Source organism: Flavobacterium sp. 120 (genome assembly GCF_003633605.1).
Classification (GTDB): Bacteria; Bacteroidota; Bacteroidia; order Flavobacteriales; family Flavobacteriaceae; genus Flavobacterium; species Flavobacterium algoritolerans.
Genome location: NZ_RBKZ01000001.1, coordinates 3,547,249 through 3,569,262 on the forward strand (window position 1 = coordinate 3,547,249; position 22,014 = coordinate 3,569,262).

The following is a 22,014-nucleotide window of genomic DNA, read 5'->3' on the forward strand; positions in this document are numbered from 1 at the left end:
ACTCTTTTATTTAGAACAGCTCTAAATAGGATGATTCAAACAACTTGATTTCACTACAAAAATAGAATTTTTTACAATAAAATAAGCAATTGGAACTAAAAAATCACTTAGCGATACAAAAAGAACTTCTAGCGTTACTTTTATAAATACTATAGTGATAATTTTGTTCCACTTTCTGGAAAAGTGCAAATATGGAAAACAATAACACATCAAAGCATCACTATTTTTACGCAGTTGGATTAAGCTATAAAAAAGCAGATGCTGAGATTAGAGGTAAGTTTAGTTTAGACGCTGCTGCAAAAACGCGTTTGCTGGAACAAGCTAAGAATGAAGGAATAGAGAGTTTAATAGTCACTTCTACCTGCAACCGTACTGAAATTTACGGTTATGCGGAACATCCGTTTCAATTAATCAAATTAATTTGTGAGAATAGTCAAGGCTCTGTTGAATCATTTCAAAAGGTAGGTTTTGTCTATAAAAATCAAGAAGCGATTAGTCACTTGTTTCGTGTAGGAACGGGTTTAGACAGTCAAATTCTGGGTGATTTCGAAATTATAGCACAAATAAGAAATTCTTTTTCACAATCAAAATCATTGGGTTTAGCCAATGCTTTTATGGAACGATTGGTGAATGCCGTTATCCAAGCCAGTAAAAAAATAAAAACCGATACAGAGATTAGCTCAGGCGCTACTTCGGTTTCTTTTGCCGCGGTTCAATATATTTTCAAGAATGTAGAAGACATTGGAAACAAAAATATTCTATTGTTTGGTACTGGAAAAATTGGTAGAAATACATGTGAAAATTTAGTAAAGCACACTAAAAATGAACATATTACCTTAATCAACAGAACCAAAGAGAAGGCAGAGAAATTAGCCGGAAAATTGAACCTAATCGTAAAAGATTACTCTGAACTGCATTTGGAGCTGCAAAAAGCAGATGTTGTTGTGGTAGCAACCGGCGCGCAAAATCCTACTATAGACAAAGCAATTCTGAATTTGAAAAAACCAATGTTGATTTTGGATTTATCGATTCCGAAAAATGTGCATGAAAATGTGGAAGAAATTGAAGGTGTTACGCTGATTCACATGGATTATTTGTCACAACTTACTGACGAAACTTTAGAAAACAGAAAAAAACACATTCCTGCTGCTGAAGCCATCATAGAAGAAATTAAAGAAGAATTTATTACTTGGACCAAAGGCAGAAAATTTGCACCAACAATCAATGCTTTAAAAGCAAAATTGAATGCGATAAAAACATCTGAATTGGATTTTCAAAGTAAGAAAATTTCAAATTTCAATGAAGAGCAAGCTGAAATAATCAGCAACAGAATTATCCAAAAAATAACGACTCACTTTGCCAATCATTTGAAAGACGACGATACTATGGTAGACGAAAGTATAGAATGGATTGAGAAAGTTTTCAAAATAGGAGCTATTACAAAATAATGAGCAAAACGATACGCATAGGAACCCGCGATAGCGAACTCGCGCTTTGGCAAGCACACACCGTCGAAAAAAAACTAAATGATTTAGGCCATAAAACCGAAATTATAGCGGTAAAATCACAAGGAGATATCATTCTCGACAAACCACTTTACGAATTAGGAATCACAGGAATTTTTACTAAAACGCTCGATATTGCCATGATTAATGGTCAGGTCGATATTGCGGTTCATTCCATGAAAGATGTTCCTACAGCTTTGCCAGTAGGAATTGTTCAGGCAGCTGTTCTGGAAAGAGCCAATACGTTGGATATTTTGGTACACAAAGGCAACCTTGATTTTCTTAATGGAGCAGGCACAATTGCCACAGGAAGTTTGCGTCGTCAGGCACAATGGCTCAATAAATATCCCAATCACAACGTAGTTGATTTGCGTGGAAACGTCAATACGAGAATGCAGAAATTGCAGGAAAGCGATTGGAACGGAGCCGTTTTTGCGGCAGCAGGATTGGAGAGAATCAACTTGAAACCTTCTAATTATATCGATTTGGATTGGATGATTCCAGCGCCGGCTCAAGGTGCTATGGTTGTTGTAGCTATGGCAAATGATGAATTTTGCAGACAAGCGCTAAACGAACTTAACGATATTGACACTGAAGTTTGTACGCACATTGAAAGACAGTTTTTAAAAACACTCGAAGGCGGTTGTACGGCACCAATTGGCGCTTTAGCAGTTTTTGTAGAAGATGATATTTTGTTTAAAGGCGTTCTTTTTTCTATCGATGGAAAGCAAAAAATCGAAATCGAAAAAACTGTTCCGATGCAAGAATGGAAGAAATTAGGCTTTTATTGTGCCAAAGAAATTTTAGAAAATGGCGGAGCAGAATTGATGACCGAAATTAAAATTAATTTGAAGAAATAATGAGCCAAACAAGCATTTTATCCACCAAAACATTGTCGGCAGAACAAAGACAAGTATTTCTTGACGCTAATTTTGATCTTTTAGAACAAGATTTCATCGAAATTAAAAACAATCTTTTCGAACTCAATACCATCAACAACAACTTGATTTTTAGCAGTCAAAATGCTGTATTAAGTTTGATTGAACAAAACGGTTGGGAAGTTTTAAAGACTAAACCTGTTTTTTGTGTCGGTATTAAAACTAAGGAATTACTGGAGTCGCATGGCTTTACAGTTGATGTTTATTTGGATTACGCATCTGAATTAGCTGAAATAATCACTTTGATTTACAATAAGGAAAGCTATACTTTTTTGAGCGGAAATTTGCGTAAAGAAACGTTGCCTGAAGCATTAAAAAGCGCAGGAATAACTTTTAATGAAATCGAAGTGTATCAAACAACACTTGCGCCTTTTAAAATATCAGACCAAGAAAATTTTGACGGAATTCTATTTTTTAGCCCATCTGGCGTTGAAAGTTATTTGACAAATAATAAAATCAAGAATGAAGTTTGTTTTTGCATAGGCACAACTACAGCATCAGCATTAGAAACGAAGAAAATTAAAAACATAGTAATTGCCGAAACACCAACTATCGAAGAGGTGATTGAGGAAGTTATTGAATATTATAAAACGGAAAGCATCTAGCAATCTGCTAAAATTTAAATACATGATTAAGAACGACCTATTTTTAAGAGCACTAAAAGGAGAAACAGTACAACGTCCACCAGTTTGGATGATGCGTCAAGCGGGAAGATATTTACCGGAATTCATCGCTTTGCGTGATAAATATGATTTTTTCACCCGTTGTCAAACTCCGGAATTAGCTGCTGAAATCACCGTACAACCGATACGAAGAATTGCTCCGGATGCTGCGATTTTGTTTTCGGATATATTAGTAATTCCACAAGCAATGGGAATTGAAGTGTTGATGAAAGAAAATTTTGGTCCGTTTTTGCCAAATCCAATTCGTACGATTCAAGATGTGGAAAAAGTTATCGTTCCAGATGTTAATGAAACATTAGGATACGTTTTTGACGCTATCAAATTGACCAAAGAAATGTTGAATGATGAGGTGCCATTAATTGGTTTCGCAGGTTCTCCTTGGACAATTATGTGTTATGCAGTAGAAGGGAAAGGCTCTAAAAGTTTTGATATGGCCAAAGGATTTTGTTTCCAACATCCAGAAGCAGCGCATGTTTTATTGCAAAAAATCACCGATACCACTATTTTATATTTGAAAGAAAAAGTAAAAGCGGGAGTAAATGCCGTTCAAATTTTTGACTCTTGGGGTGGAATGCTTTCTCCGGTTGATTATCAGGAATTCTCTTGGAAATACATCAACCAAATTATTGAAGCATTGGCTGATGATGCTCCGGTAATTATTTTCGGAAAAGGATGTTGGTTTGCATTAAATGAAATGGGAAAAAGTAGAGCATCAGCATTAGGAGTTGACTGGACGTGTTCTCCTAGAAATGCACGATACTTGTCAGGTGGAAATATCACATTGCAAGGAAATTTTGATCCATCCAGATTATTATCTCCAATTCCGGTGATTAAGAAAATGGTGCACGAAATGATTAACGAATTCGGAAAAGACAAATACATCGTGAATTTAGGTCACGGAATTTTACCAAATATTCCTGTGGATCACGCGAAAGCGTTTATTGATGCAGTGAAGGAATACAATCAGTAGTCAGTCACAGTCACAGTTTTCAGTTTCCATTTTTGTAGCTGAAAATCGTTACTGAAAACTAATTTATAATGAAAGAACAATTTTATTCTTACATACAAAACCTTCAAGACCAAATCTGTAAAGGATTAGAGGCAGTTGAAGGTCAAGCCAAATTCCGTGAAGACCTTTGGGAACGTCCGGAAGGTGGAGGAGGAAGAACACGCGTGATAGAAAATGGTCCCGAAGGGTCGGGAGTTTTCGAAAAAGGCGGCGTGAATATTTCGGCAGTACACGGGAAATTACCCGAAGCCATGCAAAAGATGTTCAATGTAGGTGAAGCTGATTTTTTTGCCTGCGGATTGAGTTTGGTTTTGCACCCAAAAAATCCAATGACACCAACCGTTCACGCGAACTGGCGTTATTTCGAAATGTACGATGACAACGGAAATGTAATCCAGCAATGGTTTGGAGGCGGACAAGATTTAACGCCGTATTATTTGTTTGAAGAAGATGCAATTCATTTTCATCAAACCTGTAAAACCGCTTGCGACAAACATAATCCAGAGTTTTATCCAAAATACAAGAAACAATGCGATGCCTATTTTTGGAACGCTCACAGAAATGAAGCACGTGGAATTGGTGGATTGTTTTTCGATTATTGCAAAGCAACCGATGAAATGAGTATGCAAGATTGGTACAACTTTGTAACCGAAGTTGGCAATAGTTTTCTGCAAGCGTATGTTCCCATCGTAGAAAAAAGAAAAGATTTACCGTATACTTCAGAGCAAAGAACGTGGCAGGAAATCCGTCGTGGTCGTTATGTGGAGTTTAATTTGGTGCACGACAAAGGCACTTTATTTGGACTAAAAACTAACGGAAGAATCGAAAGTATCCTGATGAGCTTACCACCGCATGTGCAATGGGTTTACGATCATCATGCAAAAGCCGGAAGCGAAGAAGAAAAATTAGTAAACGTATTAGAGAATCCAAGAAATTGGATTGCAGATTGATGATTAACGATTTTTGATTTCAGATTTTCTGTTATCACCAATTCGTTTTAAATCATAAATCAGCAATCGCTAATCTAAAATCATAAATTTTATGTTCCCATTACACAGAGGCAGAAGATTAAGAACGAACGAATCCATTAGAAGTTTAGTTCGTGAGACCAGTTTAAGTCCAGCGGATTTCATGTTTCCTATGTTTATTGCTGAAGGCGAAAATGTACAAGTGGAAATTCCTTCCATGCCCGGAATATTTCGACGTTCTATAGATTTAACGGTAAAAGAAATTCATGAATTATTCGATTTAGGGATTCGTGCGGTTAATATTTATGTAAAAGTCAGTGAAAATTTAAAAGATAACACAGGAAATGAAGCTTGGAATCAAGATGGATTAATGCAAAATGCCATTCGTGCCATCAAAGCCGCTTGTCCAGAAATGATTGTAATGCCCGATGTAGCTTTAGACCCTTATTCGATTTATGGACATGACGGAATTATTGCAAATGGAGATGTAGAAAATGATTCGACGAATGCAGCTTTGGTGAAAATGGCTGTTTCTCATGCGCAAGCGGGAGCTGATTTTGTAGCGCCATCAGACATGATGGACGGACGCGTGTTGCGTTTGCGTGAAGGTCTTGACGCTGCCGGTTTTCACAATGTGGGTATCATGAGTTATTCTGCAAAATATGCTTCTGCATTTTACGGACCATTTCGTGATGCGTTAGACAGCGCTCCTGTTGACGCCACTGAAATTCCAAAAGACAAGAAAACCTACCAAATGGATTATGCCAATCGAATCGAGGCCATCAAAGAAGCGTTGTGGGACGTGGAAGAAGGCGCTGATATGGTCATGGTAAAACCCGGAATTGCGTATTTAGACATCGTTCGTGAAGTCAAAAATGCGGTAAATGTTCCGGTAACAGTATACCATGTTTCGGGAGAATATGCGATGATCAAAGCCGCAGCCGAAAGAGGTTGGTTGGATCACGATAAAATTATGATGGAACAATTAATGTGTATCAAACGTGCTGGAGCCAGTTTAATTTCGACTTATTTTGCTAAAGAAGCTGCAATACTTTTAAATAAATAGAAATGAAAAAATATTTAATAATAGCGGTTTTATTGCTGTCCAATAGCATTTTTGCACAAGTTGAGGTGGTTTCCACTTTCATCGAAAAATGGGATAATTCCAAAGATTATTTAGTAGCCGTTGCAGAAGCTATGCCGGAGGATAAATATGATTACAAGCCTGCTGAACGTGAAATGTCGTTTAGAGAACAATTATTTCACATACAAGACAACATGAATTGGTTGAGTACAACGCATTTTTCGGGCGAGAAATATGTGAAAAAAGAATCGGTAAAAGGACTTTCAAAAGCGCAAATGATCCAAGAAATAAAAGCCTCTTTTGATAAAGCAAAGGCATTTGTACAAAAAACCAATGATGTTGAATTATCCCAAAAAGTAGATTTTTTTGCTGGTCCAAAATCAAAATTACAAATACTCAACTTGATGCAAGATCATGTTACCCATCACAGAGCGCAAATTTTAGTATATTTGAACCTGAATGGAATTCAACCACCCAAGTATATTGGTTGGTAATTTTGCAATTTAGATACTTATAATTAAAGAAATTAACATGAGAAAGACGTTGTTTTTATTTGCCGTTTTAGCCTTTGCTTCTTGTAAAAAAGAAGAAGTCAAAAAAGAACCTTTATACCCAACCATTACCGAAGAAGTTGCGCAAACTCCAGAGGAATTAGGAGAAGAAATTTTCAAAGGAAAAGGAAATTGTGTTGCCTGTCATCAAGTAGACAAGAAAGTGATAGGACCAAGTCTGCAGGATATTGCTAAGATTTATAAAGATAAAAACGCAAGCATCGTAACGTTTTTAAAAGGTGAAGGTGAGCCTATTGTTGACCCAAGCCAGTATGAAGTTATGAAAACAAACTTCGCCGTTACAAAAGCGATGTCTGATGACGAATTGAAAGCTTTAGAAGCTTACGTATATTCAAATTTGAAATAATCCTGGCGTTTTTCAGGAGGTAATTCCGCTCTACGCTGTATTCCCGATAAATAAAAACTACGGCTAAAAAGCCTTGTTTTTCTAAATCGGGAGATGTCGCTGCTATTGGGGCTAAAATACAAGAACCATTCGTCTTTGCGAATGGTTTTTTTTATGTCTAAAACTGTTTGAGCATATTTATTTCTGAACTTTCTTGCTTCTTTAGAAACAATGTGGTTAATTTTTTTATCTTTAAAATATGGAAACAGCATACATCAAAACGCCTTTAGGTATCGCTACAATCATTGGTGATGAAAATGGAATATCTGTAATTTCAGTTTCGGATGAAGGTGAAATTTCAACTACAATTCCTGCTGTTGTGCAAGAAGCCGTTACACAACTCAACGATTATTTTGAAGGGAAACGAACCGATTTTGACTTTGCACTGAATCCAAAAGGTACTGAATTTCAACAAAAAGTTTGGAAAGGATTGCTCGAAATCCCATTTGGGAAAACCTGCAGCTATATGGATTTATCTAAAAAACTGGGTGACGTTAAAGCTATTCGAGCTGTGGCTTCTGCTAATGGGAAAAACCCGCTTTGGATTGTCGTTCCATGTCACAGGGTCATTGGAACAGATGGTTCCTTAACAGGATATGCGGGTGGTTTATGGCGCAAAAAATGGTTGTTGGAACATGAGAATCCAACCACACAACAAAGTCTTTTTTAAAAACAGACTTCTTAGATTTTTAGAAGGTTAGACACATTAGATTTCTTTGATTGTTAGAAATTTAGATTGTCTCAGATTCAAAAAAATCGATCAAGTTTACTAATTTAGGTTTTTGTATTTAATCTAAAAATCTAAGAAGTCAAAAAATCTAACAAATCTAGCTGATGATAGAAAAAATAAATCTCAATAACATTTTGTTCCTCGACATAGAAACCGTTCCGGAAGCCGAAGATTTCAATGCATTAGATTCTGAAATGAAAGACCTTTGGGAGCACAAAACCCAATACCAGCGCAAAGACGAATACACGCCGGAGGATTTTTATGACCGAGCGGGAATTTGGGCCGAGTTTGGTAAAATCGTTTGTATTTCCGTGGGTTATTTTACCATCAAAGGCGATATTCGGAATTTTAGGGTGACTTCTTTTTTTGGAGAAGAAAAGAAAATATTGCTCGATTTCAATAATCTGCTGAACAATCATTTCAATCAGCCACAACATGTTTTGTGTGGGCACAATGCCAAGGAATTCGATATTCCATTCCTTGCCCGACGCATGATTATCAATCAAATTGCCATTCCTAACAAGTTGAATTTATTTGGAAAAAAACCATGGGAAATTCCGCATTTGGACACTTTGGAATTATGGAAATTTGGCGATTACAAACATTTTACTTCTTTAAAATTGATGTGTAAAGTGCTTGGAATCCCTTCTCCAAAAGGCGACATCGACGGCAGTCAAGTAGGGCATGTGTTTTATGTAGATAAGGATATTGATAGAATCGTAACCTATTGCGAGAAAGATACCATTGCCGTGGCACAGATTTTTCTGAGATTACGCAGGGAAGAATTGTTAATTGAGGACGAGATTATTCATGTGTAAGCATTCTGTCATTGTCATTGCAATTGATTTATTACATTTACAAAAATTATAAATTATGGTATTGAGTAGATTTTGGTTGGTCATTTTTATTTCAGCAATTGTATTTGTAGTGTTTAGTTTGTTTTCTGGAGACAGTTATACTATTGACCACGTTTTGAATGGAAAGAAAGATGATCCAATTCTGGTTTCGGAGAAATTCGCAGAGCAACTTCCTGCTTTTATTAAAGACAGCATCAAGAAAGCACCTGAACAAACCATGATTATCAATCGTGATACGCTAAATGCTGACACAACTTATGTTTATAAGAACAAAACCGTAAAAATATATAGTGGTGTTCAAAAATCAGATGGTTTATTGCCAACGTGTAAAAGTACTTTACTGGAATTAATCCTTCCGCTGATGGCTTATTTGGCTTTTTTCTGTGGATTGATGGAGCTTTTAATCATTTCCGGAGCCTCTGGAAAATTAGCTAAAGCATTGAGTCCCGTTTTTGTAAAAGTGTTTCCAAGTATTCCTAAAAACCATCCTTCCATTTCGTATATGACCTTAAATTTCGCTGCGAATTTCTTAGGATTAGATTCTGCTGCAACTCCTTTTGGTCTAAAGGCCATGGAGAGTTTACAAGAGATAAATCCAGAGAAAGACAAAGCAAGTGATGCACAAATTATGTTCATGTGTTTGCACGCATCAGGTCTTACTTTGATCGCTACTTCTATTATAGGATATCGTGCTGCTGCAAATGCGAGTAATCCTGCTGATGTGATGTTGCCTTGTATTATTACTTCTTTTATCGGCACGATTGCTGCTTTTTTAATTGTTGGAATCAAACAAAAAATCAATTTTAGAAGTGCTTCTTTGGTGATTGTATTGATGACATTAATAGCTGCCATTGTAGGTTTGTTGATGTATGTAAATCATTTGGATTTAATTGGGAAAAACTATTTCACCTCTAATCTTTCTGCTTTAATATTAATTGGAATAATTGCCTTTACCTTGATCTTTTCGTTTATTCATGAGAAAAAATTTACTGAAGCATCTACTACAGTTTTTGAAAGTTTTGTAGTGGGAGCTAATAATGGTGTGAAAACCGGAGTGACTATTTTTCCTTATGTATTGGGAATGCTGGTAGCTATTTCTTTATTCAGAAACAGTGGTTTGTTTGAAATTATTAGCGATTGGATTGCTTTCATTTTTTCAAATATGGGAGTAAGTAAGGAAATTACAGATGCTTTACCGGTTGCGTTGCTTCGTCCTTTTAGTTCTGCCGGATCAAGAGGATTTTTGATTGACTCGATGAATACTTTTGGTGCGGATTCTTTAACGGCTAGATTGGCAAGTATTTTTCAATGCAGTGCCGAGAGTACTTTTTATGTGATAGCCGTTTATTTTGGCTCTGTGAACATTAAAAACACACGTTATGCACTAGGAACGATGCTTATAGTAGATGTAATTTGTGTGATTACAGCAATTTTTGTGGCGACTTGGTTTTTTTAAAAATAGGATTTTTGAATTGAATTGATTTTTGGATACAATCCCAAATCTAATCATAAAAAAAACCGCAATCTCAATTAATTATTGAGATTGCGGTTTTGTGTTTATAAGAGTGTTTATTTTAATCTATTTCCATCTCCGGAATTTCACCTTCAATAATTAAATCAGCTTCGGTAGAAGCGATAATATGTTCTACGGTTACACCAGGTGCGCGCTCCAATAGTTTGAAACCTTGCGGTGTTATTTCCATTACGGCCAGTTCAGTAACTACTTTTTTAACGCAACCTACACCCGTTAATGGCAAGGTACATTTTTTAAGTATTTTAGATTCTCCAGCTTTGTTTACGTGCATCATGGCTACAATAATATTCTCGGCAGAAGCCACTAAATCCATTGCGCCACCCATTCCTTTGACCATTTTACCAGGGATTTTCCAGTTGGCAATATCACCGTTTTCGGCAACTTCCATGGCACCAAGGATTGTTAAGTCAACATGCTGTCCACGAATCATTCCAAAACTGAATGCGGAGTCAAAGAAACTTGCTCCGGGCAAAGTAGTTATGGTTTGTTTTCCTGCGTTGATTAAATCAGCATCTTCATCGCCTTCAAAAGGAAATGGACCCATACCTAGAATTCCGTTTTCACTTTGAAATTCAACGTCAATTCCTTCGGGGATATAATTAGCGACTAATGTTGGAATTCCGATTCCGAGATTCACGTAATAGTTGTGTTTTAATTCTTTTGCAATGCGTTTTGCAATTTGATTTTTATCTAAAGCCATAATTAGAAAATTTTTCTCACGGTTCTTTGTTCAATTCTTTTTTCATATTTCACACCTTGAAAAATTCTATTTACAAGTATACCTGGAATATGAATTTCATTTGGATCTAAACTTCCTGCAGGTACTAATTCTTCTACTTCGGCGATAGTGATTTTTGCAGCTCCAGCCATACAAGGGTTGAAATTTCTTGCGGTTCCTTTGAAAATTAAGTTTCCGGCTTCGTCACCTTTCCATGCTTTCACGATGGCAAAATCAGCGTTGAAAGCGTGTTCCATAACATGCATTTTCCCATTGAATTCACGGACTTCTTTGCCTTCGGCTACTTCAGTTCCATATCCGGCTGGTGTAAAAAAAGCGGGAATTCCTGCTTGTGCCGCACGACAACGCTCTGCTAAAGTTCCTTGAGGAATAAGATCCACTTCGAGTTCTCCAGAAAGCATTTGGCGTTCGAATTCGGCATTTTCACCTACGTAGGAAGAAATCATTTTTTTGATTTGACGCTTTTGCAAAAGCAATCCAAGACCAAAATCATCAACACCTGCATTGTTTGAAATACAAGTTAAATCCGTAGTTCCTTTTTTTACTAATTCGGCGATGGAATTTTCTGGAATACCACATAATCCGAAACCGCCAAGCATAATAGTCATCCCGTTTTCAATTCCTTGAAGGGCATCCTGAACGTTGTTTACTTTTTTGTTAATCATAAAAATGAGTTGCTATTTGTCGAATTTTATTTAATGAAGAAGTAAATCTGTTTATAATACAAGAACAACAGAATTTAATTTTGAGAACCAAAGCCCTAGCCCAGATAAAAGCGACATCCTTTCAGGGCCTGATTTTTTTCAGGACCAGAAAGATATAGCGGTTAGCTGGATTAGCTCCAGATGAAAATTTTACAATTCAAATTCTTCGGTATCTTGTTCTACGGCCGTCGTGTCTATTACCTTTTTAGGAACGTAACAGTCTACTTTTATAGAAAGATTTGCAGGTCTTTCAAAGCCTTCCTTAGAAACTTTAAGGGCAGGATCAGCATAACACAATTTCATGAAATAACCCCAAACCGGCAATGCGGCTGTGGCTCCCTGACCATAAGTGATGCTTTTGAAACGTGCCGAACGATCCTCACAACCTACCCAAACTCCAGTTACAAGATTAGGAACCATTCCCATGAACCAACCATCGGATTGGTTTTGAGTAGTACCTGTTTTTCCTGCAATAGGGTTTCTAAACGAATACGGATAACCCGTCCAGCGGTTGTCTCCATTACCACCGCCAGTGGTGCGCAAACGGTCTCCAGAACCACCTTCGGTTACACCTTCCAGTAATTTGATAACCGCATAAGCGATGTCTTTGTTTAAAACATCATGTGATTCAGGTATTGGTTCGTAGATGATAACGCCACTTTTATCTTCAATTTTAGATATAAATTGAGGTTTCATATAAACGCCTTGATTGGCAAAAGTGCTGTAAGCGGCAACCATGTCTTCAACCGTTATTTCAACTGCTCCTAAGGCAATGGAAGGTTGGTTTACAATTTCGGATTTCACCCCTAATTTATGGGTTAAATCGATTACTGCTTCCGGACCAACTTTGTCAATTAATTTTGCTGATACTGTATTTATTGAATTCGCCAAACCTCTTTTTAAGGTAACCATTCCGCGGTATTTATTGTCTGAATTTTTAGGTTCCCAATCTTCGGTAACATGATGGCGACCTTTTCTAATCATGAATGGTCCATCTACAATCGAGTCACAAGGAGACATGTTTAATTGCTCAATAGCAGTGGCATAAACAAATGGTTTGAAAGTAGAACCTACTTGTCTGGCGCCTTGTCCTACGTGATCGTATTGAAAATATTTGTAGTTGATACCACCAACCCAAGCTTTTATATTACCGGTTTGTGGTTCCATTGCCATCAATCCAGATTGTAAAAAGTGTTTGTAATAACGGATAGAATCCAATGGCGTCATGATCGTATCTTTTTCTCCTTTCCAAGAAAAGACAGTCATTTTTGCTTTTTCGCTGAACGATTTTATAATTTCTTCATCGCTTTTATCCATTGATTTCATCACAGCCCATCGGTTAGATGATTTCATTGCTTGATTCAAAATTCGTTGTGTTTCTACCGAAGAAATATTAACAAATGGAGCGTTTTTATTATCCTTGGACTGATTGAAAAACTCTTCTTGAAGGTTTGCCATGTGAGCAGTAACCGCTTCTTCAGCATGCAATTGCATTCTGGAATCAATCGTAGTGTAAATTTTCAGACCGTCTTTGTAGATGTCATAATCAGAACCATCCGGTTTTTTATTTTCCTCGGCCCATTTCTTCATGTAATCGCGAAGATATTCTCTAAAATAAGTTGCCGTTCCGTCTTTATGTGTTTCTAATTTGAAATTTAATTTGATCGGTAAACTTTGCAGTCTTTCCTTCTCTTCTTTTGAAATGATTTTTCCTTTTTCCATTTGCAAAAGCACCACGTTTCTGCGGTTTTTTACACCTTGCGGGTTTCTGATAGGATTGTATAAACCTGAATTTTTAAACATTCCCACTAATATTGCCGACTCACTGATGGTTAAATCCTTTGGCTCTTTGGAGAAATAGGTTTTTGCCGCTGAACTTACTCCGACAGAATTATTTCCAAAATCATACACATTACAATACATGGCAATGATTTCATTTTTAGTGTATTGTCTTTCTAATCGAATAGCAATAATCCATTCTTTTATTTTTTGTACAATTCTAAAAGGCAGGAATTTAGATCCTTCTCCGTGAAATAATTGTTTGGCTAATTGCTGTGTCAACGTACTCGCTCCACCGCTTGTTCCTAAACTTGAAATAGCTCTTAAAGTTCCTCTACCATCAATACCGGAATGCTCATAAAAACGAGCATCTTCAGTAGCGATTAATGCTTGTACGAGGTTTTTTGGTAAGTCTGAATAGCGTAATTGAGACCTGTTTTTTTCGAAATACTTACCCAAAACCACTCCGTCAGCCGATATGATTTCGGTAGCTAAGTTAGAATCTGGATTTTCTAAATCTTCAAAAGAAGGCATCGAGCCGAAAAGTCCCCATGAAGCAAATAAGAAAAACAAACCGACAGCACCCATTCCATAAAAGAAGATTTTCCAAAATTTCTTTTTGTAGTAAGTGACGTCCTTATCAATGTTTTTTGTCTGATTGTTATTTTTTTTGATAGCCATAATACTATTTTATTCTTTTTTTTCTATTCTAAAACCTACCTCTGTAATTCCGTCTAAAGCTGTTACGCCAGGAACTTTGCCGTTTTCTCTAACAGCTTGTTTGATGTAGACTTTGTATTTTGATTTGAACCGCACATTTTCCTTGTAAAAGAGTTTGCTTTCTTTTATATCCGAAAAACCATCACCTAATAATGTTCCGTCAGGATCTGCCATTTGGTATTCAAGTGTGTCTACTTTTGTAAAACCATTTGGCAATTCCAATGCCACAATTAAAAACAGATTATTGTATTGATAATTGTTATTGGCTCTCAAATTCACAAATAAATTGTATCGTTTTGTTGAGTCTAATTCCGGTAAATTGAACGTTACAATGCTGTCTTTGTGCCACGCACTGCCAACAGATTTATATTCATCAAAAACTCTTTTTTTATCACATGAAGAAAAGAGAATCACCACTAAAAGAAGTAAAGCGCTATTTTTTATCCACATTTTTAGTAATAATTATAGGTTTTCTTGGTTCCGCAGGCTTTTTGTCATTTGGATTCTGACGGTTATTATTGTTATTGTTTGCGGGCTTGTTGTTATTTGCTACAATTGCATTTTCACCGGCCGGTTTGCGTTTTTTATGCTGTTTTTTCTTTGGTTTTGGTTGATCAAAACGAGTCAAACTTTCTTGACCCATTGCATTATTGAAGTTTTTCTCCGGTTCAGCAACAATCTCGATAGCATAATCTTCTAACGAAGAAACTTTGTTTTTTAGTTTGTTTTCAGCAACAATTTCTTTGACTTGTTCAATTTTCAACACATGCCAATTAGCAAAATTATTGGTGTATGCAAACCACATTAATCCTTTGAAAATATCTTGTTTCTGACAAATGGCATCTCCTTTTTCAGTTACCAATTTTGTTTCGAAATCCGGAAAATCTTTCAAGGCATCCATGTACGTATCTAGCTCATAGTTCAAGCAGCATTTCAATTTTCCGCATTGTCCAGCCAGTTTTTGTGGATTCAAAGACAGTTGTTGGTAACGTGCCGCTGAGGTGTTTACACTTCTAAAATCTGTCAACCAAGTAGAACAACACAATTCTCTTCCGCAAGAACCAATTCCGCCTAAACGAGCTGCTTCCTGACGGAAACCTACTTGTTTCATCTCGATACGAGTACTGAATTCTTTAGCGAAATCTTTAATCAACGCACGAAAGTCGATACGGTCATTTGCCGTGTAATAAAACGTAGCTTTTGATCCGTCCCCTTGAAATTCAATATCCGAAATTTTCATTTCCAGTTTTTGAGCAATCGCCAGTTCACGTGCGCGAACCTTCATTGGCTCTTCACGATCTCTTGCAGTAGACCAAATATCAATGTCTTTTTGGGAGGCTTTTCTATAAATTTTTGGAATTTCATTACCCAAGTAATTCGCTCCTTTTTTCTTCATTTGAATTTTAACCAATTCTCCAGTCAAAGTAACAATTCCTATATCATGACCCGGAGAAGCAACAGTAGCTACGATATCGCCAATGCTTAACGTTAATTTCTCGGTATTGCGGTAAAATTCTTTTCTTCCATTTTTGAAACGTACTTCAACACAGTCAAAAGGTGCGTCGCCATTAGGCAAACTCATATTAGAAAGCCAATCGAATACCGTTAATTTATTGCAGCTATCGGTGCCGCAAGTCCCATTATTTTTACAACCCTTAGGTGCGCCACCATCAGAAGTTGAACAACTTGTACATGCCATAATCTTATATGTAGTGTTGCGACGAGCACAACTTAAGTTCTTAAAACGTTTAATGTGTAAAGATAGTATTTTTTAATTTTATGGAACAATGCCTATTTGCGCCAATAAATCATAAATTTTTAATAAAAAAACCCATTACAAATCAGATTGTAATGGGTTAATTTCATAGGATTTTATCCTAAATATTTAATCTAGAATCTTATATAATTTATCAGATAATCGAATTCTGAAAGGTAGTTTAAACGTGCAAGTGTCTCCAGAAACTGCTTTTTCTTGTGCTAAATCGTTAACAAGCATTTCTTCGATTACTACTTTTTGTTCTCCGGTTGTAGTACCTTTTATTAAAATGGTATCGCCAATTTTGATTTCGTTTTCTTCAATTAAAAACTGACCAATACTTGGTTTTGGAAAAAAATGCGTTCCTTTTCCGATATAGACTTTCTTAATTTTTGGTTCTTTTTTGATGGCAGTCCCGGCGCTTCGGGATGGTTTTTCGGCAACAAAAACACCATGCGTTTCTTCATTGTTTTTGAAAGTCAAAACGTCTGATTTTCCTTTTTTGAAAATCTTATTTCCGTTTTTAATTCCTCTTCGAATGGCTTTTTGTTCTTCTTCCGGCATGTGAATGACAGTTACACATTCAGCAGAACAGCAACCTTCCATTTTTTCCTTGCAAGAATCACATTGGATAAAAAGCAAATGACAACCTTCATTCACGCAATTCGTATGTACATCACAAGGTTCGCCACATTGATGGCATTGTGAAACAATATCGTCTGTGATTCTTTCGCCCAAGCGGTGATCAAATACGAAGTTTTTTCCAATGAATTTACTTTCTAAACCTTCAGCTTTTACTTGGCGCGTGTATTCAATAATTCCGCCTTCCAGTTGGTATACGTTTTCAAAACCTTTGTGTTTGAAATATGCGCTGGCTTTCTCGCAACGGATTCCTCCGGTGCAATACATCAATAGTTTTTTGTCTTGTTTGTGTTCAGAAAGTTGTTCTTCGATGATTGGTAAACTTTCACGAAAAGTATCAACATCTGGTTTTATAGCTTTGGTAAAATGTCCAATCTCACTTTCGTAATGATTTCGCATATCGACCACAATTGTGTTTGGATCTTCCAAAAGTTCATTGAATTCCTTGGCTTTTAGGTGGATTCCAATATTCGTCACATCAAAAGTCTCATCAACCAAACCATCAGCTACAATCTTATCACGCACTTTTACAGTCAGTTTCAGGAACGAGTGATCGTCTTGTTCTACGGCAATATTCAATCGGATTCCTTTCATGAAATCATAGACTTCTATCGAATCTTTGAACGCATAGAAATTATCCGCAGGCAATGATAATTGGGCGTTGATTCCCTCACTGGCTACATAAATTCGACCCAGAACTTCAAGAGAGTTCCATGCCAGAAATAATTCGTTACGAAATTGTGTTGGATTTGAGATTTGCGCATAAGCATAGAAAGACAGCGTAAGACGTTGTTTTCCGGCATCATCAATCATGATGGCTCTTTCCTCTGCGCTTAATGTGTTATACAGTTGCATGCTATAAACAGTTTTAAGTTGAGAAATATATTTTTTGCAAAAGTATATAATTTAACCGCAAAGTTCGCAAAGTTTATGCATAAAAAACCCTTTCAGAGTTCTAAACTCTGAAAGGGTTAATACATTCTAAAATGTAAATTTTAGCAATACTCGTCGAAAGCGTCTTTCAAGTTCTCAGCAATTAGTTCTGCTGGGCGACCTTCAATGTGGTGACGCTCTAGCATGTGTACTAATTCTCCGTTTTTGAACAAAGCCATACTTGGCGATGATGGAGGAAAAGGGAACATGTGTTGTCTTGCAGCATCAACTGCATCTTTGTCAACTCCTGCAAAAACAGTGATTAAATGGTCTGGTTTTTTAGCGCCATCTAAACTCATTTTTGCTCCTGGACGTGCGTTTCTAGCAGCACAACCACAAACCGAATTTACAACTACAAGCGTTGTTCCTTCTAATTTCATTGCGTTTTCTACCGCTTCAGCACTATGTAAATCTTGAAAACCTGCAGCTGTTAATTCCGCTTGCATTGGTTTTACCATTTCTTCTGGATACATATCTTTTTTATTTTAAATCAATAATAACTTCGAGTTGCAAAGTTACAAAGTTTACAATCAAGAATAGGAGTTCAATTATAAAGTTTTGTTATAGTTTGATTGTTATTTCATTGTTTTGAAACCAACATGAAACAGGGCTTTAATAAATAGCATTTTTGGACATTTTAAAATCACCTGAATGTCTTCAATAAAAGAGGTTTCCTCGTCTAAGAATTTAAAAATCAAACTTGGATTTCCTTTTTTGAACATCGAAGAAAAAATGTGGGAACCCAATTCATTTTTTCGGTCTAAAATGTCTAACAAAAGCAAATCGTAAAACCAGAATTTGGTTCTTTTATGAAATTTGGTGAAGTCGGTTTCCCTTTGCAGAAACGTAACCAATTGACTTGATTTTTTATCGGAATTTTTGAAAGTATAGCCCGTACTGGCTTTCGTCCAACCACCGGAAGTTCCTATGTTTAGTACGTTTTTAGTGTTTGCTTTCCAAAAAGGATAACACGTCATAGGAATACTGCCTTGCTCTTTTTCGACGATTTCATAGTTCGTAATTCCAAGTTTTTCGATGTATTGCTGGATTTCGTTTTCGTATTCCTCAGTTTTTAAATGCTGGTGCGAGAACAAAGTGTATTCCAGTAAAGCTTCAGTTTTTGATGTGGGTAACACATACATAAAACGGGTGTTTCCTTTTTGTTCCACCGAAAAATCCATGAAAGTTGCTTGCTCCGAATTGAAAACAGGCTGCTCGCTTTTGATAAACCAACCAATAAAATGCTGTTGTAAAACTGGATATTTTGTATGGTTATCTGCTTTGTGTTTGTTGTAAATGCTGTTGAATAATTTCGAGCAGGAAAAGGATTCGCTTTCGGTTTGTACCAGAATTATAGTTTCAGATTCTTCAATTTCCAATACTTTGTGTGGAAGGAAAGTGATATTTTCTTGTTTCGAAAGCAAATCAAATACTTGAGTGTAAAAATCCAGTCCTTTCACCATATTGTAGTCGTACGGTTGCAAGTCTAAATCCCTGCGAAAGTTTTCATTGGCAAACAAAGCCGAGTCCCATTTCTTGGAAATAGATTTTTCCCAAACCGAATCGTTGGTTTTCCAAAAACACCACGTTCTGTCGTTGGTTTTTTTAGTGTTTTCATCCAATAACAAAATACTTGTATTCTTAAATTTTCCGGATTGCACCATTTTATACACGGTCATCAAAGCCGATAATCCTGCGCCGGTAAAAATATAATCGTAGTGTTTCATTTGAGAATTTGACATTTCCCCCAAAAATAGACAATTTTATTCTTTTAGTTTGGCTAAAATCAGCTTTAATTCTTTTGGTTTCAAGTACCCGCTGTGCTGAAAAACAATCTCGTTTTCACTGTTCAAAACACACAAAACAGGAAAGTTCAGTTGCTTATTTATTGTTCCTAAAGCAATCGCCAGTTCGTGCGTTCCAGAGTTGTTTCCTGTGGGCTTGAATTGAAAAGTGGTTTTATTGAAAACTACCGCTCGTTTCTCTTCGGCATTGAAATCAACAAAATAAAAAGTGTTGTTGAGTTCCTTGATGATTTCCTCGTTTTTGAAAGTGGTGTTTTTCATCGCATGGCAAAATTGACACCAATCGGTTTGAATGAAAACTATCGTTTTTCTCTTTTCGATACGTTGTAAACTGTCAATTTCTTCGAATGCAACCGAATGCATTTGCGCGAATCCAGCAGGAATCACACAGCATAATAACAACAGTAAATAAAGATTCTTTTTCATTATTTTAAGGTATAACGAAGTCCGAAAAAGCTTCTGATTCCTTGGTTCGGTCCATAAACATAAGTCGTGTCAAACGTTAATCCATAGGGATTTTCAGGTGTTGCCAATACTTGACCGTTCGTATCGTATGTTACATTTTTATCAAAAGGATCATTGGTTCTTGCAATTAAAAACGGATTATTTTGTTTAGGCAAAAAGTTTAATAGGTTTTTAATTCCGGCATAGAATTCAAAGTTTTTCAAGCCAGAATACGTAAATTGAATGTTTTGCAAACTGTACCATGGCGATTCCAGAGCACGAGGATCTAAAGCGCTTAAAAGAGGCAATTGCATCGGGCTGTACACATTTCCGGTATAATCTACATTCAAATCAATAGCTTGAAATTTATACGAAATGCTCCAGGTTGCTGTGAATTTCTCGGTTAGAAAAGGGGTTTCTTTTCGGCCATTTTCAACATTTTTATTGTCTAGCAAGGAAGCGCCAGTGATGATTTTTAATCCATTCGGAAAATTGAAATCGATGTTCGTACTGATTCCTTGGCTTATCGCATAACCGTTGATGTTGTCATAAATGATTTGATTTGGATCAGTATCATAATCCGTAACAATTTTATTACCGAATCGGGTATGGAAAAAGGAAGTTTCAATTCCGATAAAAGTTCCGTTGTCGAAATTTATTTTCTTGATATAATTCAAATTGGCATTTATGGATTGTTCCGGTTTCAGGTTATTGGCGATTACAATTTCACGGGCGCCGGTTAAAGCAGCGTGATCTTCGGTAAATAAATTCACGACTCTAAAACCCGTTCCCGCATTCAAACGAATGATGTTGTTATCGTCAAATTTCCATTTGTAAGCAATTCTGGGTGTTAAGATACTTCCGTGAAACGAGTTGTAATCGTAACGCATTCCCAGTAACAGCTTGTGTTTTTCAGTAAACGTGATTTCATCTTGAACAAAAATTCCCGGTAACCACGTTTTTTCGGGGTTGTTATTTCCCAGTTTTGAAGTTGCAGGTGTATTGTCATCGTAATAATTGTATCGGGTGGCAATTCCGGTAAGCAAATCATTTTTCCCTATTTTTTTATCCCAAGTTAATTGTAGAAAACCAATTTTTTGGTTGGCAATATAACTCGTTGTGCCATAGCGACTATCTTGAAAATGTACATTTCCTGAAAAGGAAAGCATCAGTTTTTCCTGAAACGGCAGTTGGTAACTTCCAATCAATTCTGCTCGTTTGGTATAAATGCTTTCGCCGTAAATTTCGTCACCGCCACGATTTTTTTTCTCCCAACGCACATCGCCACCAAAACGGTCTTCATAAACGCCTCGCGCCGCAATGGTGAACAATCGATTTTCTTTTCTGTCGAAAGTCCATTTTTGAAAAAGGGAAATTCGGTCAGAAAGGGTAACATCGGTAAAATTATCGCCGTCGTTGTCTATTTTTTGATTGTATCTGAAATAATTTAAACCTAAAAGTGCGGTTGCTTTTTTACCAACATTGAGTTTTACTCCTAAATCAACATTGGTTTCCAGCCAAGAAGTAGAAAACACATCGGCGGAAAATAGGGGAGCATTTGTTGGATTTTTAGTAATGATATTGATTAAACCGCCCACGGCTTCACTGCCGTATAAAGAAGAAGCGGGACCTTTTACGATTTCAATTCGTTCCACCAGTGAGTTTGGAATTCCGGATAATCCATACACTGTGGATAAACTGCTCACGATGGGCATTCCGTCTATCAGAACCAAAGTATACGGACCTTCCAGTCCGTTGATGTGGATGTCGCCCGTATTACAAACACCACAATTAAGCTGTGGTCGGACTCCGTTTACATTCTGTAAGGCTTCATAAATACTGGCTGTTGGGTTTTTTTTGAAAAATATTGGAGAATAAACCTCGACAGGAACAGCACTTTCTAATCTTTTTACTGCTTTTAAAGTTCCCGAAACAACGACTTCATTGAGTTGGTTTTCGGTACTTGAAAGTTCAAAATCCAAAATGTTGTTCTCATTAATTTTGACCGTTATATTCTTTTTTAAAGTTTGAAAACCGCTTGTCGTAATCTGAATTCTATAATTTCCTTCAGCAATATTTTCGATGCTGTAGTTTCCTAAACTATCCGTTTGGGTGGCGTATTTTGTTCCAATTAAAAAAATACGGGCATCCGAAACCCCTTTTTTCTCTGATGAAACAAATCCCGAAAGGCTTGTTTTTTCTTGACTGTAGCCAAAGTTAAACATCA

At 36.6% G+C, this 22,014-nt stretch carries 21 protein-coding genes; 11 read left to right on the forward strand and 10 right to left on the reverse strand.

Annotation, left to right across the window (positions count from 1 at the left end; translation table 11 throughout):
• Positions 1 to 191: 191 nt before the first annotated feature.
• The 11 genes from hemA to C8C87_RS15265 all read left to right on the forward strand — a co-directional run bounded on the left by hemA (position 192) and on the right by C8C87_RS15265 (position 10,187).
• Complete coding sequence (hemA, locus tag C8C87_RS15215; RefSeq protein WP_121343170.1) at positions 192 to 1,448, forward strand: glutamyl-tRNA reductase; 1,257 nt, start codon at positions 192 to 194, stop codon at positions 1,446 to 1,448.
• Positions 1,445 to 2,365, forward strand: coding sequence for a hydroxymethylbilane synthase (gene hemC / locus C8C87_RS15220; protein WP_121343171.1), 921 nt, complete (start codon positions 1,445 to 1,447; stop codon positions 2,363 to 2,365). The genes hemA and hemC overlap by 4 nt, the downstream gene beginning before the upstream one ends.
• Positions 2,365 to 3,048, forward strand: a complete 684-nt coding sequence (locus C8C87_RS15225; protein WP_121343172.1) for a uroporphyrinogen-III synthase — start codon at positions 2,365 to 2,367, stop codon at positions 3,046 to 3,048. Before hemC ends, C8C87_RS15225 begins: the two co-directional genes overlap by 1 nt.
• 22 nt (positions 3,049 to 3,070) lie before the next feature.
• The gene (gene hemE / locus C8C87_RS15230) at positions 3,071 to 4,096 is read left to right on the forward strand and encodes a uroporphyrinogen decarboxylase (protein ID WP_121343173.1); all 1,026 of its coding nucleotides are present in this window, start codon (positions 3,071 to 3,073) and stop codon (positions 4,094 to 4,096) included.
• A gap of 68 nt (positions 4,097 to 4,164) precedes the next feature.
• Positions 4,165 to 5,085 (forward strand): oxygen-dependent coproporphyrinogen oxidase, encoded by a 921-nt coding sequence (gene hemF / locus C8C87_RS15235; protein WP_121343174.1) that lies wholly within the window; start codon positions 4,165 to 4,167, stop codon positions 5,083 to 5,085.
• Positions 5,086 to 5,176: 91 nt separating this feature from the next.
• Positions 5,177 to 6,169 (forward strand): porphobilinogen synthase, encoded by a 993-nt coding sequence (gene hemB / locus C8C87_RS15240; RefSeq protein ID WP_121343175.1) that lies wholly within the window; start codon positions 5,177 to 5,179, stop codon positions 6,167 to 6,169.
• A gap of 2 nt (positions 6,170 to 6,171) precedes the next feature.
• Complete coding sequence (locus tag C8C87_RS15245) at positions 6,172 to 6,681, forward strand: DinB family protein (RefSeq protein ID WP_121343176.1); 510 nt, start codon at positions 6,172 to 6,174, stop codon at positions 6,679 to 6,681.
• A gap of 37 nt (positions 6,682 to 6,718) precedes the next feature.
• The gene (locus tag C8C87_RS15250) at positions 6,719 to 7,105 is read left to right on the forward strand and encodes a c-type cytochrome (protein WP_121343177.1); all 387 of its coding nucleotides are present in this window, start codon (positions 6,719 to 6,721) and stop codon (positions 7,103 to 7,105) included.
• A gap of 238 nt (positions 7,106 to 7,343) precedes the next feature.
• Positions 7,344 to 7,814, forward strand: coding sequence for a methylated-DNA--[protein]-cysteine S-methyltransferase (locus tag C8C87_RS15255; protein WP_121343178.1), 471 nt, complete (start codon positions 7,344 to 7,346; stop codon positions 7,812 to 7,814).
• 164 nt (positions 7,815 to 7,978) lie between these two features.
• The gene (locus C8C87_RS15260; RefSeq protein ID WP_121343179.1) at positions 7,979 to 8,692 is read left to right on the forward strand and encodes a 3'-5' exonuclease; all 714 of its coding nucleotides are present in this window, start codon (positions 7,979 to 7,981) and stop codon (positions 8,690 to 8,692) included.
• Between the two features lie 55 nt (positions 8,693 to 8,747).
• A complete protein-coding gene (locus tag C8C87_RS15265) occupies positions 8,748 to 10,187 on the forward strand; it encodes a nucleoside recognition domain-containing protein (RefSeq protein ID WP_121343180.1) in 1,440 nt (479 codons plus the stop codon).
• Positions 10,188 to 10,305: 118 nt separating this feature from the next.
• On the opposite strand, the gene C8C87_RS15270 is transcribed toward C8C87_RS15265, so the two are convergent.
• The 10 genes from C8C87_RS15270 to C8C87_RS15315 form a co-directional block, all read right to left on the reverse strand.
• Positions 10,306 to 10,965: a CoA transferase subunit B gene (locus C8C87_RS15270; RefSeq protein ID WP_121343181.1), complete on the reverse strand. Its 660-nt coding sequence runs from the start codon at positions 10,963 to 10,965 to the stop codon at positions 10,306 to 10,308.
• 2 nt (positions 10,966 to 10,967) lie between these two features.
• A complete protein-coding gene (locus tag C8C87_RS15275) occupies positions 10,968 to 11,669 on the reverse strand; it encodes a CoA transferase subunit A (RefSeq protein ID WP_121343182.1) in 702 nt (233 codons plus the stop codon).
• 189 nt (positions 11,670 to 11,858) lie between these two features.
• Positions 11,859 to 14,168 carry a penicillin-binding protein 1A gene (locus C8C87_RS15280; RefSeq protein WP_121343183.1) on the reverse strand — a complete coding sequence of 770 codons (2,310 nt, stop codon included), beginning with the start codon at positions 14,166 to 14,168 and terminating at the stop codon, positions 11,859 to 11,861.
• Between the two features lie 9 nt (positions 14,169 to 14,177).
• The gene (locus C8C87_RS15285; RefSeq protein WP_099713891.1) at positions 14,178 to 14,657 is read right to left on the reverse strand and encodes a gliding motility lipoprotein GldH; all 480 of its coding nucleotides are present in this window, start codon (positions 14,655 to 14,657) and stop codon (positions 14,178 to 14,180) included.
• Entirely contained in the window at positions 14,641 to 15,906 is a 1,266-nt protein-coding gene (locus C8C87_RS15290) for a regulatory iron-sulfur-containing complex subunit RicT (protein ID WP_099713890.1), read from the reverse strand. The genes C8C87_RS15285 and C8C87_RS15290 overlap by 17 nt, the downstream gene beginning before the upstream one ends.
• A 186-nt stretch (positions 15,907 to 16,092) precedes the next feature.
• Positions 16,093 to 17,460, reverse strand: coding sequence for a rhodanese-related sulfurtransferase (locus C8C87_RS15295; protein ID WP_121343184.1), 1,368 nt, complete (start codon positions 17,458 to 17,460; stop codon positions 16,093 to 16,095).
• 140 nt (positions 17,461 to 17,600) lie between these two features.
• Positions 17,601 to 18,011, reverse strand: a complete 411-nt coding sequence (locus tag C8C87_RS15300; RefSeq protein ID WP_121343185.1) for a BrxA/BrxB family bacilliredoxin — start codon at positions 18,009 to 18,011, stop codon at positions 17,601 to 17,603.
• 102 nt (positions 18,012 to 18,113) lie between these two features.
• Positions 18,114 to 19,280: a lycopene cyclase family protein gene (locus C8C87_RS15305; protein WP_233550046.1), complete on the reverse strand. Its 1,167-nt coding sequence runs from the start codon at positions 19,278 to 19,280 to the stop codon at positions 18,114 to 18,116.
• A gap of 21 nt (positions 19,281 to 19,301) precedes the next feature.
• Positions 19,302 to 19,769 (reverse strand): thioredoxin family protein, encoded by a 468-nt coding sequence (locus C8C87_RS15310; RefSeq protein ID WP_121343186.1) that lies wholly within the window; start codon positions 19,767 to 19,769, stop codon positions 19,302 to 19,304.
• Positions 19,769 to 22,012, reverse strand: a complete 2,244-nt coding sequence (locus tag C8C87_RS15315; protein WP_121343187.1) for a TonB-dependent receptor — start codon at positions 22,010 to 22,012, stop codon at positions 19,769 to 19,771. Before C8C87_RS15315 ends, C8C87_RS15310 begins: the two co-directional genes overlap by 1 nt.
• Positions 22,013 to 22,014: the final 2 nt, after the last annotated feature.